General features: G+C 72.0%; 10 protein-coding genes. 5 read left to right on the top strand and 5 right to left on the bottom strand.

All coding sequences use genetic code 11. The features are described 5' to 3' along the window. Positions 1-133: 133 nt before the first annotated feature. Together ACIQ6Y_RS11795 and ACIQ6Y_RS11790 are read left to right on the top strand one after the other, a co-directional pair. On the top strand, positions 134-487 hold the full coding sequence (locus ACIQ6Y_RS11795; protein WP_404036412.1) for a hypothetical protein: 354 nt from the start codon (positions 134-136) through the stop codon (positions 485-487). 107 nt (positions 488-594) lie between these two features. Then, positions 595-2,010: a S28 family serine protease gene (locus ACIQ6Y_RS11790; RefSeq protein WP_404035997.1), complete on the top strand. Its 1,416-nt coding sequence runs from the start codon at positions 595-597 to the stop codon at positions 2,008-2,010. 48 nt (positions 2,011-2,058) lie between these two features. Here the strand turns inward: ACIQ6Y_RS11790 and ACIQ6Y_RS11785 are convergent, their stop codons facing one another. The 4 genes from ACIQ6Y_RS11785 to ACIQ6Y_RS11770 all read right to left on the bottom strand — a co-directional run bounded on the left by ACIQ6Y_RS11785 (position 2,059) and on the right by ACIQ6Y_RS11770 (position 9,541). Continuing rightward, positions 2,059-6,186 (bottom strand): trypsin-like peptidase domain-containing protein, encoded by a 4,128-nt coding sequence (locus ACIQ6Y_RS11785; RefSeq protein ID WP_404035994.1) that lies wholly within the window; start codon positions 6,184-6,186, stop codon positions 2,059-2,061. 14 nt (positions 6,187-6,200) lie between these two features. Then, the gene (locus ACIQ6Y_RS11780) at positions 6,201-6,530 is read right to left on the bottom strand and encodes a CU044_2847 family protein (RefSeq protein WP_404035991.1); all 330 of its coding nucleotides are present in this window, start codon (positions 6,528-6,530) and stop codon (positions 6,201-6,203) included. A gap of 142 nt (positions 6,531-6,672) precedes the next feature. Further along, positions 6,673-8,499, bottom strand: a complete 1,827-nt coding sequence (locus ACIQ6Y_RS11775; protein WP_404035988.1) for a glycoside hydrolase family 3 protein — start codon at positions 8,497-8,499, stop codon at positions 6,673-6,675. A 115-nt stretch (positions 8,500-8,614) separates the two neighbouring features. Next, positions 8,615-9,541: a LysR family transcriptional regulator gene (locus ACIQ6Y_RS11770; RefSeq protein WP_404035985.1), complete on the bottom strand. Its 927-nt coding sequence runs from the start codon at positions 9,539-9,541 to the stop codon at positions 8,615-8,617. A gap of 98 nt (positions 9,542-9,639) precedes the next feature. On the opposite strand from ACIQ6Y_RS11770, the gene ACIQ6Y_RS11765 reads away from it, so the two are divergent. From ACIQ6Y_RS11765 to ACIQ6Y_RS11755, 3 genes are read left to right on the top strand one after another with little or no spacing between them, the layout of a single operon-like run. Then, the gene (locus ACIQ6Y_RS11765) at positions 9,640-10,557 is read left to right on the top strand and encodes an EamA family transporter (protein ID WP_404035982.1); all 918 of its coding nucleotides are present in this window, start codon (positions 9,640-9,642) and stop codon (positions 10,555-10,557) included. A gap of 4 nt (positions 10,558-10,561) precedes the next feature. Next, positions 10,562-11,803, top strand: a complete 1,242-nt coding sequence (aroA, locus tag ACIQ6Y_RS11760) for a 3-phosphoshikimate 1-carboxyvinyltransferase (protein WP_404035979.1) — start codon at positions 10,562-10,564, stop codon at positions 11,801-11,803. Further along, positions 11,800-12,435, top strand: a complete 636-nt coding sequence (locus ACIQ6Y_RS11755) for a GNAT family N-acetyltransferase (RefSeq protein WP_404035976.1) — start codon at positions 11,800-11,802, stop codon at positions 12,433-12,435. The genes aroA and ACIQ6Y_RS11755 overlap by 4 nt, the downstream gene beginning before the upstream one ends. Here the strand turns inward: ACIQ6Y_RS11755 and ACIQ6Y_RS11750 are convergent. Then, positions 12,419-13,219: a sugar phosphate isomerase/epimerase family protein gene (locus tag ACIQ6Y_RS11750; protein WP_404035973.1), complete on the bottom strand. Its 801-nt coding sequence runs from the start codon at positions 13,217-13,219 to the stop codon at positions 12,419-12,421. The two genes, ACIQ6Y_RS11755 and ACIQ6Y_RS11750, sit on opposite strands and share 17 nt — an antisense overlap. Between the last annotated feature and the right edge of the window lie 59 nt (positions 13,220-13,278).

Genomic DNA, 13,278 nt, shown 5'->3' with positions numbered 1-13,278 from the left:
CCGGTTGTGCAACCATCCGACACACGCCTGGCGTCCGTACAGCAGTACGGCGATGGTCGTGTGGCTCGGGAGGACGACAGTGGACAGGGGTGACAAGGGCGCGGGCGCGATACGCCGACGGTTCGCGCTCGGCATGGCCGTGCTGACCGCGTCCGGACTGCTGGCGCTCGGCGCGCCGGGAACGGCCCAGGCCGCCTCGGCGGAGACCTGCGCGGGCCGCAAGGTGCGCACGCTGTCGTTCTCCACCGGCGCGGTGCACGTCTACAAGAGCGGCGGCGTCGTCTGCGCCGTCACCTACGCCAGGCGCCCCGGCCCGCAGCACTGGATGACGGTGAGCGTGCAGGCACGGGGCTTCCGCCCGGCCCACAAGGAGGGCTTGCGCACCCGCCGTATCGGCCCCGTGCGCACCTACGCGGGACAGCGCTGCGTGCGGGTCAAGGGCTCGCGGGGCAACGGGTCGGTGGACTCGGGCTGGATTCTTTGCTGATCGCGTCCGATCAGTGCCTTTTGCGCAACTGTTAGCTCAACCTCCCCTGGTGTGAACCGAGTTGCTCCGATAGCTTCCGGCGCACATCTGTTTCCCAGGGAGGGTGCATGCGCAAGGCGCTCAGATGGCTGCTCGCGCTCGCCGTGCTCATAGGCACGCTGAGCACGGCCGGGGCGGCCACCGCCGCCCAGCCGGAGGCCACCGGAACCGGCGACATCAAGGACCGGCTCCTCTCCGTACCGGGCATGAGCCTGATCGAGGAGAAGCCGTACACCGGCTACCGCTTCTTCGTCCTCAACTACACCCAGCCGGTCGACCACCGGAACCCGTCGGCGGGCACGTTCCAGCAGCGGATCACCGTCCTGCACAAGGACGTCAGCCGCCCGACCGTCTTCTACACCGGCGGCTACAACGTCTCCACGACCCCCAGCCGCCGCGAGCCGACCCAGATCGTGGACGGCAACCAGGTCTCCATGGAGTACCGCTTCTTCACCCCGTCCCGGCCGGCCCCGGCCGACTGGAGCAAGCTGGACATCTGGCAGGCCGCCAGCGACCAGCACCGCATCTTCAAGGCGCTGAAGGGGATCTACTCGCAGAACTGGATCTCCACCGGCGGCTCCAAGGGCGGCATGACCGCCACCTACTACGAGCGTTTCTACCCGCGCGACATGGACGGCGTGGTGGCCTACGTGGCCCCCAACGACGTGGTCAACAAGGAGGACTCCGCCTACGACCGCTTCTTCGCGTCCGTCGGCACCAAGGAGTGCCGCGACCGGCTGAACGCCGTCCAGCGCGAGGCGCTCGTGCGCCGGGAGCCGCTGGAGAAGAAGTACGAGGCGTACGCCGCCGAGAACGGCCTCACCTTCAACACGATCGGCGGCCTCGACCGCGCCTACGAGGCGGTCGTCCTCGACTACGTGTGGGGCTTCTGGCAGTACAGCCTGCTCGCCGACTGCGGGACGATCCCGGCGGACGCGGCGCACGCCACGGACGACGAGATCTGGACCTCGGTCGACACCATCTCCGGCTTCTCGGCGTACGCCGACCAGGGCCTGGAGACGTACACGCCGTACTACTACCAGGCGGGCACCCAACTGGGCGCGCCCACCATCCAGTTCCCGCACGTCGAGAAGCAGTACATCCGCTACGGCTACCAGCCCCCGCGCAACTTCGTCCCGCGTGACATCCCCATGGCCTTCCAGCCGTGGGCCATGCGCGACGTCGACAGCTGGGTCCGCCACAACGCGCACCACATGCTCTTCGTCTACGGCCAGAACGACCCCTGGGGAGCCGAGCAGTTCCGCCTCGGCAAGGGCGCCCGTGACTCCTACGTGTTCACGGCCCCCGGCGCCAACCACGGGGCCCGCGTGGCCGGCCTGGTGGAGGGCGAGAAGAACCTCGCCACCGCCCGAATCCTCGACTGGGCGGGCCTGTCCCCGTCTGTCGTGTCGGAGGCCAAGCCGCTGGCCAAGTTCGACTCGAAGCTGGACCGGCGGATGCCGGAGCGGGGGCTTCGGCGATAAGTGACTGTCACTTCGACGGCGGGCTCTCGGGGGCCCGCCGTCGGGTTTTCACGGGCAGACGGAGGCGTCCGAGTCGCCGGGGACGTAGGCCAGACGCTCATCCCGGGTGAGGTCGCGGCCGAAGGTGCGGCAGACCTGCCGGAGCGCCTCGTCGGCCTCCGGGATCGAGTCGATCCTCCACAGCCGTGCCGTCCCGTCCCCGCCCGCGGTGGCGAGGGCACGGCCGTCGGGACTGAACGCCAGTGAGTTCACGCCGTCGAAGTCGGCGAGGAGGGCGACGCGGGCCTTGCCGCTGTCCGCGTCCCACAGCCGGACGGTTCCGTCCGCGCTGCCGGTCGCGAGGATGCCGCCGTCGCGGTGGAACGCGACGGCATACACGGGTGCCCTGTGTCTGGTCATCTCGGCGAGCGTTCTGCCGGTGCGCACGTCCCACAGCCGGACCGTTCCGTCCGCGCTGCCGGTGGCGACCTTGCGGCCGCCCGGGCTGAACGCCACCGACCACACCGCATCGTGGTGCCCCACAAGAGCGGTGATCCTCCTTCCGGAGGCCACATCCCACAGAGTTGCCTTCGAGTCGTCACCGGCGGTGGCGAGGATGCGGCTGTCGGGACTGAAGGCAACGTCGTAGACGGCCTCGCTGTGCGTGGCGAGTTTGTCGCGGGCCTTACCCGTGTGTGCGTCACGCAGGTAGACGGTTCCCTCCTCGTCGGCGGTGGCGAGGGTCCGGCCGTTGGGGCTGAACGCCACCGCGCGCACCAGGTTCTGATGTTCCCCCTTGAGCTCGGCGGTCATCTTCTCGGTGTCCGGGTCCCACAGGCGGACGGCCCCGTCGTCGCTCCCCGTGGCGACCGTGTGGCCGTCCGGGTGGAAGGCCACCACGTTCACCTCTGTCTTGTGCTCCAGCGTTCCCCGGTGCCTGCCGGTGTCCGCGTCCCAGAGCTGAGCGGTCCAGTCGGCGCTCGCGGTGGCGAGGGTGTGGCCGTCCCGGCTGTAGGCCACCTCGTACACGGTGCTGGTGTGGCCCCTGAGAGTGGTGCTGTCCTTGCCGGTGTTCGCGTTCCACAGGCGCACCGTCGTGTCGCGGCCGGCGGTGACGAGGGTGCGGCTGTCCCGGCTGAACGCCAGCGCGAGCACGTCGTTGGAATGTCCGATCAGGGCGCCTCTGGGGCCCTCGCTGTCGGTGTCCCACAGCCGCACGTAGCGGTCGGTGGTGGTGGCGAAGGACTTGCCGTCGGGACTGAAGGTGATCAGAAGCCCTGGTTCGTACAGGGTGGTGCGTACGGTGCCGCTCCCCGGATCCCTGAGTTCGACGATGTCGTCGTCGGCGGTCGCGAGCGTGCTGCCGTCCGGGTTGTAGGTCACCGAAGTCACCGGCAGCTCGTGGTCTTCAAGCGTCTTGCGCAGTCTTCGGGTGTCCAGGTCCCACAGGCGGACGGTGGTGTCGTCGCTTCCGGTGACGAGGGTCTGCCCGTCGGGGTGGAAGGCCACCGTCCTGACCGGCTTGGTGTGCCCCTTGAGCGTTCCGAGGGGTTTGCCGGTGGCGGGATTCCACAGGCGGACCGTGTTGTCGTCGCTGCCCGTCGCGAGGATCTGTCCGTCCTTGCTGAACACCACAGCTCTGACCGGCCCGGTGTGTCCCGAGAGAGTTCTGCGAAGGTCGCCCTTGCCCGGGTCCCACAGGCGGACGGTGTTGTCGTCGCTGCCGGTCGCGAGGCGTCCGTCCTTGCTGAACGCCACCGCGTTCACGGGCTGGTGGTGCTGGGTGAGCCTGACCCGGGTCCTCAGCGTCTTCGCGTCCCGCAGAAGGACGGTGTGGTCGTCCCCGGCGGAGGCGAGGATGCTGCCGTCCTCGCTGTACGCCACGGCCCGCACCACGTCGGTGTGCCCGGACAGGCGACGGTGGGCGGGCAGGGCCGAGGCACTGCGCACGGTGTCGACGGCCTCGGGCGTGTCCTTGGTCCGGTACGCCTTCACCGCCAGCAGCGCGGCCAGCTCCGGGTCGGTGTAGAGCAGCTCGTTGGACTGCGCCGCCAGCTCCCGCGAGAGGGACCTGTCCTTGGCGTGTCCCACGCGCTGCCACTGCCAGAACACATCTCCCATTGCGATCAGCGCGAGCACCAGCAGCCCCGCCAGCACCGCGATGACACGCCGGCTCCGCCGAACCTTGGCCCGCTGCCGCTGCCGGCTGGCCGACAAGTACTCGGCGATGTCCGGAGGCAGTCGGCGCCCTCGGGACAAGTCCAGGCCCTCCGACAGTGCCGTCCCGCCGAGCAGGTCCTCCGGGTGCTTCTTCCCGGCCGCCCAGCGGACCTGACGTTCGCGGGTGCGTTTGAGCCACTCCTGGAAGAGGTGGTCCTTGTCGACCCACTTGCGCAGGGCGACCCAGTCGCGGATGAGAGCCTCGTGGATCAGCTCGGCCACCGGTTCCCCATGGGGAGCACCGGCACGCTCCGGGGCCTCCAGCTTCTGGGTGGTGATGATGCGGTGCCGCGCGAGGGCGACGATGACGGCGTCGACGTCGCCCTGATCGCCGGAGTCGCTCGGGTCGGCGGCCAGGTCGCGCAGTTCGTCCAGCGGCACCTGCCTGCGGACCGGCGTGATGTTGTGGCGCGGGTCCGCCGGATGCACCAGGGACGTCAGCGCGCGCTGGGCGATCTCCTGCTGCTCGGGTGAGAGTTCGGCGAGGGCGCTGTCGCACCAGGTGGTGACGCTGCCGCTGACGCCCCCGATGCGTCGGTAGGCCTCGTGGGTGAGGTAACCCTCCTGGCGCAGCTCCCACAGCTGCTGGAGGGTCATCTCCAGCAGCGGCAGCACGGTGACGGGCGCCCGACGGGTTTCGGTCGCCGCCTCGGGGGTGATGTCGAGGACGTCGCCGATGATCCGCTCGGGCAGCCCTGGCTGGAAGTGCAGGCCCACGTCCCGTGCGGGCTTGACGATGATGTCGTGCAGGTCCTTCTGGCTGAGCGTGCCCGGCACGTTGAGCAGTCCCGGCATCGCGGCGTCCAGCAGCCGGGGTGCGCGCGCGGCCAGCTGGGGATAGAAGTCGTCACGCATGATCAGGACTACGGTGATCTTGGTGTACCAGTCGGCGGCCGAGGTGACCTCGTCGATCACCGCGAGGGTGTCCCGCAGGCGGCCGTTGGTGCTCTGCAGCAGCAGCTCCTCGAACTGGTCGATGACCAGCAGGATGCGTTGGTAGGAGGGCTCGGCCGCCAGCCTGCGGTTGACCGCCGCGATGATGCCGTTCTGCCGCGCCCCGGGAAGTCCCGCCTGCTCCAGCTCGCCGAGCATGTCCTGCCGCGGCCGCGCCAGCACCGGCAGCCACCGGTCGCTGCCCCGCAGCGTCCCCTCCGCCAGCGCGCGCAGCACACCCGCCTGGATCAGCGACGACTTGCCCGACCCCGACGGCCCCAGCAGCAGGGTGAGCCGCCGCTGCCGGGCCAGGTTCGCGAGGACCTGGTCGACCGCGGCCGACCGGCCCTCGAACCATCGCGCGTGCTCGGCCGTGAACGGCTCAAGGCCCCGGTAGGGGCACACCCCTTGATCGGCCAGCTGCGGCAGGATCTCCCGCAGCACCTCGGTCGGGGTGGCGTACGCGATGCCCAGGCCCCGCTGATACACGTCCGGCGCGGTGATCTCGGTGAGCATGCCGAGGACAAGGCCGGTCTGCTCGTCGAGGACGGGCCCGCCGCTGAACCCGGTCGTGAGGTCGTTGGCGCCGGTCAGCTGCAACTGTGCGCCCCGGACCTCCGTGGCGCGCAGCATGTGGCCCGCCACGCCGTAGCCCCAGTGCCCGTCGGCCCGGGCCTGGGTGGGAAAGCCGTACGACTGCACCTGATGGCCTCGGCAGCCCTCCGCCGAGCCCAGCGGCAGGACGCGCGCCCCGACCGGTACGGCGGTCAGCCGGACGAACGCCACGTCCTCCGCGTCGGACGGGCGCCACAGCTCCTCCGGGACCGTGCCCTCCACCCGCTCGGCGCCCACGTGCGGGAAGGACAGCAGGACCGGCGCACCCGGACCGCCGCCCGCCGCCTCGACGACGTGCGCGCAGGTCACCACCACGTCCTCGGCCACCAGAAAGCCGGTCCCGGCCACCCTGCCGTCCGGCGCGAGGACCTGCGCCACCGCCGTAGGCAGATCGGACGTCAGCCCGTCGCCGCCCGGACTGCTCTCCACGCCCGTCACAGCGATCAGCCCCCGTCATCAGGGCCGGCGTGCTTCCAGGCCACGGTCACCTTCAGATTGCAGCCGGCCTGGCTCTTGGCGATGACGGCCCCGGCCTCGAAGGCCAGATCAACACCAAACTCGATGGTGATCTCGTCGGGGCTGGCCTTGCGCAACTGCGTGAGGGCGGCGCGCGCGGCCTGCGTGACGGGCTCCAGGGAGTCTTCCAGGGTCGTGGGGAGCTCGCGCACGGCGTCGCCGAGCCGGCCGGCCTTCACCGGCCCCCCGTCCGGCAGGCCCGGCTGCTCCACCAGCACGGAACCCCCGCCTTCCAGCGGAATCCGAGTCAGAGCCATCGCGACGCCTCCTTCGCGGGCCGGTCCCGGCACCGGCTCCTGCGGGACTCCACCACCTTCCTCGAAGCCGGAACCCGCCGCACCCGGGAGTGGGCCGAACGCGTGTCCGGCATGCGCGCACACCGGACACGCCCACGAGGCGTCAGTACGTCAGCCCGTGCCCGATCGGGTACAGCACCTTCGTCGGGTCGTCCGCCCGCTGCACCGGCACCGGCAGCTTGCCGCGCGGGGACACCTCCCCGGCGATGACCCGGGCGGCCGCCCGCAGTTCGACGTCCGTCCAGGAGTACGTCGCCAGGTAGGCGCGTACGCCGGGCAGGCGCGCCACGTCGTACGGATTGCGGACCGCCACCGCGACGACCGGCACGCCCGTCGCCAGCAGCCGCTCCACCAGGGTCTTCTGACTGCTGGTCGCCGAGACGTTGTACGTCCCCACCACCACCGCGTCCGCCTCCCCGGCCGCGGCGACCGCACGGTCGATCACCGCCGCCGACGGCGCCGTACCGGTGGACATGACGGTGGTGGCGAAGCCCTGTTCGGCCAGCGCGCCGGCGAGGACGCCGGTGGGCGGGCCGGTCGTGCCCGAGGGGGAGGCGAGGTCGGCGCCGAGGACGAGGACCTTGCCGTGCGAGGCGGGGGAGAGGGGCAGCAGGCCGCCCTCGTTGACCAGCAGGGTCGTGGTGCGCTCGGCGATGCGGTCGGCCGTGGCCAGGTGCGCGAGGTTGCCGACCGCGCGGTCGACGCCGCCGGGGACGGCGTACGGGTCGTGGAGCAGCCCGAGCTTCGCCTTCAGCCGCAGCACCCGCAGGACCGACTCGTCGAGCCGCTCCTCGGTCAGCTCCCCGTCCTGGACGGCCTTCAGCACCGCGTTCCACGCCACGTCCAGCTTGGGCGGGTTCAGCAGCTGGTCCACACCCGCCTTCAGCGCCAGCACCGGCACCCGGTCGTCGCCGTACTTCTGCCGTACGCCCGCCATGTCGAGGGAGTCGGTGACCACGACCCCGTCGTAGCCGAGCTGCTCGCGCAGGATGCCGGTGAGGATGGGGCGGGAGAGGGTGGCCGGGTCGCCGGAGTCGTCCAGGGCGGGGACCAGGATGTGCGCGGTCATGATCGAGTCGATGCCGGCCGCGACGGCCGCGCGGAACGGCGGCGCGTCCAGCGTCTCCCACTGCGTGCGCGTGTGCGTGATGGTCGGGAAGCCGTAGTGGCTGTCGACCTCGGTGTCGCCGTGCCCGGGGAAGTGCTTGGCCGTCGCCGCGACCCCGGAGTGCTGGTACCCCTCGACCTCGGCCGCCACCAGCCGGGAGACCGCGGCCGGGTCCGCGCCGAAGGACCGTACGCCGATCACCGGGTTGGCCGGGTTGACGTTGACGTCGGCGACCGGCGTGTAGTCCTGCCGGATGCCCATCGCGCGCAGCTCCCGGCCCGCGATCCGGCCCAGGGTGCGGGCGTCGGAGCGGGAGCCGCCCGCGCCCATCGCCATCGCGCCGGGGAACAGCGTGGCGGGCTTGCCGACCCGGCACACGATGCCGTGCTCCTGGTCGGTGGAGATCAGCACGGGCAGGCCGCGCGGCTGGTCCAGGGACGCCCGCTGGATGCCGTTGGACAGCTCGGTGATCTGGCGCGGGTTGCGGGTGTTGTGCGCCCACACGAAGTAGATGACGCCGCCGAGCCGGTACTTGGCGATCAGCTCGGCGGCCGTGCGTACGCCGAACTCCTTGAGGTTGGCGTCGATGTCCGCCTGGTCGGGGGCCGTGGCCGAGTGGCCGTAGACGCGGGAGACGAAGAGCTGGCCGACCTTCTCCTGGAGCGTCATGCGGGAGACGAGGCCGCGCAGCAACTTGTCGTCGACCTCCCCGGCGGCGAGGGCGGGCCCCCCGACCGCGAGGGCCGCGGTGGCGGCCGCGCCGGCGGTGAGGACCGTACGTCTGGAGGGTTTCGCGGTGCTTCCCGTGCTGGTGTCGTGCACGTGCACTCCTTCCGGAGGCTGCGAGGGTCCGCTGAAGGAAACTTCCGAGGAGCCACCAATATCCGGGAAGTTTCTGCCAGTCAAGGGAGTGCACAGGGGGTGTTGCCGGGTGGTGTCAGTCCGTCATGACCGGTGTCCGCGCGGCCACCGCGGGCCAGTGCTCCTGCAAGGTGCGTACCGTCTCGGCGATCGCCGGACGCCGGGAGACGCCGGTGCGCCACAGCGCGTACAGCCGCCGTACCGGCGTCGGATCGAGTGCCACCTCCACCACCCCGCCGGGCAGCGGGCCACGGCCGAGCCGCGGCACGAGCGACACGCCGAGCCCGGCCGCGACCAGCGCGACCAGGGTCGGGTTCTCGTCCGCCTGGTGCACGATCTCCGGCTCGTGCCCGGCCCCGCGCAGCGTCCGCATCAGCCAGTCGTGGCACACCCGCCCCGGCGGCTGGCACACCCACCGCTGGCCGCCCAGCTCCTCGCGCCGCACCGACTCCCGCCCCGCGAAGGGGTGTCCCTCGGGCACCAGCAGCGTGCACCGGTCGTCGCCGATCACCGCCTGCTCCACCCCCGGCGGCACCCGCAGCGGTGCGATGTCCCAGTCGTGCGCCACCACCAGATCCAGCGCGCCCTTGGCGACCATGCCGACCGACAGATGCGGGTCGATCTCGCTCAGCCGGGTGTCCAGCGCCGGATGCCGCCGCGCCAGGTCGGCCAGCACGCCCGGCAGCAGCCCGCGCGCCGCCGACGCGAACGCGGCGATGGTCAGCCGCCCCGCCGGCACCCCGCGCCGCTCCTCCAGCTCCGTCTCGGCCCGCTCGACGATCGTCAGCAACTCCTGGGCCGTGGCGACCAGTTGATGCGCCTCGGCGGTCAACCGGACACCCCGCCCCTCCCGTTCCAGCAGTACGGTCCTGGTCTCCCGCTCCAGCTTGGCGATCTGCTGGGACACCGCCGAGGGCGTGTAGCCGAGTGCGGCCGCCGCGGCACCGACACTGCCGTGCACGGAGACGGCATGCAGGGCACGCAGACGCTGGAGATCGAGCATGGAGGGCTCCTGAAGGCTCCTGGATTAAGCATCACTGAATCGAACCGTGCATCAATCATCGCTGGTCCTGCACAGTCCGGGCGGGTGATCCTCGACGCATGCGCCCCGCACACCTCGCCCTCGCCGTCCTCGTCGCCGCCGTCTGGGGCGTCAACTTCACCGTCATCGAGATCGGCCTCGGCCACTTCCCGCCGCTGCTGTTCTCCGCCCTGCGCTTCCTCGTGGCCGCGCTTCCGGCGGTGTTCCTGGTCGGCCGCCCGAAGGTCGCGTGGAAGTGGATCCTGGGCGTGGGCCTGGTGCTGGGCGTCGCGAAGTTCGGCCTGCTGTTCGTGGCCATGGACACCGGCATGCCGGCCGGGCTGTCCTCCCTGGTGCTCCAGATCCAGGCGGTGTTCACGGCCCTCATCGCCTACGCCGCCCTGCGCGAACGCCCCACCCGGACCGGAGCGGTGGGCATGGCGGTCGCCCTGTCCGGGATCGCCGTGGCAGCGGTCGACGAGGGCACCTCGGGCCCCCTCGGCGCCTTCGCCCTCTGTGTCGCCGCCGCGGCCTGCTGGGGCGCCTCCAACGTCCTGACCCGCAAGGCGGCACCCCCCGACGCCCTCAACTTCATGGTGTGGGTGAGCACGGTCCCCGTCCTGCCCCTGCTGGGGCTGTCCCTGCTGACCGAGGGCTGGGACCGCGACGCGGCCGCCCTGCGCGCGCTGGACTGGCAGGGCGCCGGCACCGTCGTCTACGTCGCCTGGGTCACCACCGTGTTCGGCTTCGGCGCCTGGGGTTGGCTGCTGCGCCGCCACCCGGCCTCCACCGTGGCGCCGTTCTCCCTCCTCGTCCCGGTGTTCGGCATGTCCTCCGCCGCGCTGTTCCTGGGCGAGCCGGTCAGCGGCCTGCGCTGGGTGGCGGCCGCCCTGCTGGTCGGCGGCGTGGCACTGACGTCCTTCGCGCCGGCGGGCCGCCGGAGCCGGGTCCACCCCGTGGACGCCCCGGCGCCCGAACCGGCCGTCGGCCGATCATGACGCCATGCCCGTAGCCGACATCCCCGGATCCAAGTCCATCACCGCCCGCGCCCTCTTCCTCGCGGCCGCAGCCGACGGCGTCACCACCCTCGTACGGCCCCTGCGCTCCGACGACACCGAGGGCTTCGCCGAGGGACTGGAGCGCCTCGGCCACCGCATCGGCCGCACCCCGGACACCTGGCGGATCGACGGCCGCCCCGAGGGCCCCGCCGTCGAGGAGGCCGACGTCTACTGCCGCGACGGCGCGACCACGGCCCGCTTCCTGCCGACCCTCGCGGCGGCGGGCCACGGCACCTACCGCTTCGACGCCTCCCCCCAGATGCGCCGCCGCCCGCTGGGGCCCCTCACCCGCGCCCTGCGCGACCTCGGCGTGGACCTGCGGCACGACGAACGCGAGGGCCACCACCCCCTCACCGTCCGGGCCTCGGGAGTCGAGGGCGGCGAAGTGGTGCTGGACGCCGGCCAGTCCAGCCAGTACCTCACCGCGCTGCTCCTGCTGGGCCCCCTGACCCGCACGGGCCTGCGCATCCGGGTCACGGACCTGGTCTCGGTGCCGTACGTCGAGATCACGACGGCGATGATGCGGGCGTTCGGCGCACGGGTGGAGCGCGACGGGGAGGTGTTCGTGGTGGAGCCCGGCGGCTACCGCGCGACCACCTACGAGATCGAGCCCGACGCGTCGACGGCGAGCTACTTCTTCGCGGCCGCCGCCCTCACCGGCGGCGAGGTCACCGTCCCCGGCCTGGGCAAGGACGCACTCCAGGGCGACCTGCGGTTCGTGGAGGTGCTGGCGCGGATGGGCGCCGAGGTGGAGGTCGGCCCCGACGCGACACGCGTGCGCGGCACGGGCGAGCTGCGCGGCATCACCGTCAACATGCGGGACATCTCCGACACCATGCCCACCCTGGCCGCCCTCGCCCCCTACGCCACCGGCCCGGTCCGCATCGAGGACGTCGCCAACACCCGGGTGAAGGAGTGCGACCGTCTTCAGGCCTGCGCGGAGAACCTGCGCCGGCTCGGGGCCGAGGTCGCGACGGGCGAGGACTGGATCGAGGTGCGCCCGGCCGCGCGGCTGCGGCCCGGCACGGAGATCAGGACGTACGGCGACCACCGCATGGTGATGTCCTTCGCGGTGACGGGCCTGCGCACCCCCGGAATCTCGTTCGACGACCCGGGATGCGTCCGCAAGACTTTCCCCGACTTCCACGAGGCGTTCGCGGAGCTGACGAGGGGTTTGGGGCAATGACGTTCAAGCTGGAGGGGCCGGTCCTGGAGGGCGAGTCGGTCCGCCTGGAGCCGCTGAGCCCGGAGCACGCGGCGGACCTGGCGCGGGCGGCCGAGGAGGACCGCTCCGGCTACTCCTTCACCTGGGTGCCCAGGGCCGAGGAGGTCGACGCGTACATAGCCGAGCAGCTGGCCCGCGCGGCGACGGGCCGCCTCGCCCCGTACGCCCAGATCTCCCTGGAGTCCGGCAGGGCCGTGGGCGCGACGGCCTATTTGGAGCCGCGCTGCTTGCTCTCCGACGACCGTCTGGACGCCGTCGAGGTCGGCTTCACCTGGCTCGCCGCCTCCGCCCAGGGCACCGGCCTCAACACCGAGTCCAAGCTGCTGCTCTTCCGCCACGCCTTCGAGGTCTGGCAGCTCTCCCGGGTCGACCTCAAGACCGACGCCCGCAACGCCCGCTCCCGCGCCGCCATCGCCAAGACCGGCGCCCGCTTCGAGGGCGTCCTGCGCAACTGGTCCCGCTCCTGGGCCCCCGGGGAGAGCGGCCTGCGCGACTCGGCGATCTTCTCCGTCACCGCGCAGGAGTGGCCGCACTGCCGAGGGCTGATGGAGGCACGGCTGGCGAACGGGCGCCGGCCTACGCCGAGTCGTTGAGCAGCCGGAGCAGGTGGTCGTGGCCCCTGCGCAGGAGGCCGGGGAGCGGGCGGGCGCTGTCGTACCAGCGCTTCTCGTACTCCCAGCACAGCCAGCCGTCCCAGCCGTGCCGGGACAGCACGTCCACGCACTCGGTGAGCGGCAGGACACCCGCGCCGAGCGCCAGCGGCGTGGTGTCCTCGGCGGACGCGATGTCCTTGACCTGGACATAGCCGAGGTAGGGGCCGAGGGCTGCCAGCGTCTCGGAGGGCTGCTCGCCGCCCAGCCAGGTGTGCATCACGTCCCACAGCGCACCCACCTGCCGGTGCCCGACCAGCCCCAGGATCCGCAGGGCGGCCGCGCCGGTGCGGTGCGAGTCATGCGTCTCCAGCAGGATGCGTACGCCCGCGTCGGCGGCATGCTCCGCGGCCGTGCCCAGCCGCCGCGCGGCGGTCGCGTCCGCGTCCGCGGCGGGCTGCTCGGCATCGGCACCCGGGAAGACCCGGATGTACGGGGCGCCGAGGTCATGGGCCAGGTCCACAAGCCCGCGCAGCTCGTCGATCACCGGCTCGTCGGGGCCGGGTGTCGCCACACGCGCGTACCCCGCGACGCACAGCGGTTCGATCCCGGCCTCCTTGAACCGCGCGGCCGCATCCGCCCGTTCGGCCGCGCCGATCCCCGGATGGACCGGTTCCTCCGGATGCGCACGCACCTCCACACCGTGAAAGCCGTGCTCGGACGCGAGCCGCAGGACGTCGGGCAGGGGCATACCGGGTACACCGAGAGTGGAGAACGCCAGCTTCATGCTCAACGACCTTACTTGCGCGGGGGCCCCGACGGGATGTCCCGCACGGCCGAACCCGA

This window comes from Streptomyces sp. NPDC096205, assembly GCF_044763135.1.
GTDB lineage: Bacteria > Actinomycetota > Actinomycetes > Streptomycetales > Streptomycetaceae > Streptomyces.
Note: the sequence above shows the minus strand (reverse complement) of the source record. Positions and strands in the feature narration are given on the sequence as shown.

Coding starts and splice junctions, on each gene's coding strand:
- ACIQ6Y_RS11780 (WP_404035991.1), bottom strand. CDS start 6,530: ATGGCTCTGACTCGGATTCCGCTGGAAGGCGGGGGTTCCGTGCTGGTG.
- ACIQ6Y_RS11765 (WP_404035982.1), top strand. CDS start 9,640: ATGCGCCCCGCACACCTCGCCCTCGCCGTCCTCGTCGCCGCCGTCTGG.
- aroA (WP_404035979.1), top strand. CDS start 10,562: ATGCCCGTAGCCGACATCCCCGGATCCAAGTCCATCACCGCCCGCGCC.
- ACIQ6Y_RS11755 (WP_404035976.1), top strand. CDS start 11,800: ATGACGTTCAAGCTGGAGGGGCCGGTCCTGGAGGGCGAGTCGGTCCGC.
- ACIQ6Y_RS11770 (WP_404035985.1), bottom strand. CDS start 9,541: ATGCTCGATCTCCAGCGTCTGCGTGCCCTGCATGCCGTCTCCGTGCAC.
- ACIQ6Y_RS11795 (WP_404036412.1), top strand. CDS start 134: ATGGCCGTGCTGACCGCGTCCGGACTGCTGGCGCTCGGCGCGCCGGGA.
- ACIQ6Y_RS11750 (WP_404035973.1), bottom strand. CDS start 13,219: ATGAAGCTGGCGTTCTCCACTCTCGGTGTACCCGGTATGCCCCTGCCC.
- ACIQ6Y_RS11790 (WP_404035997.1), top strand. CDS start 595: ATGCGCAAGGCGCTCAGATGGCTGCTCGCGCTCGCCGTGCTCATAGGC.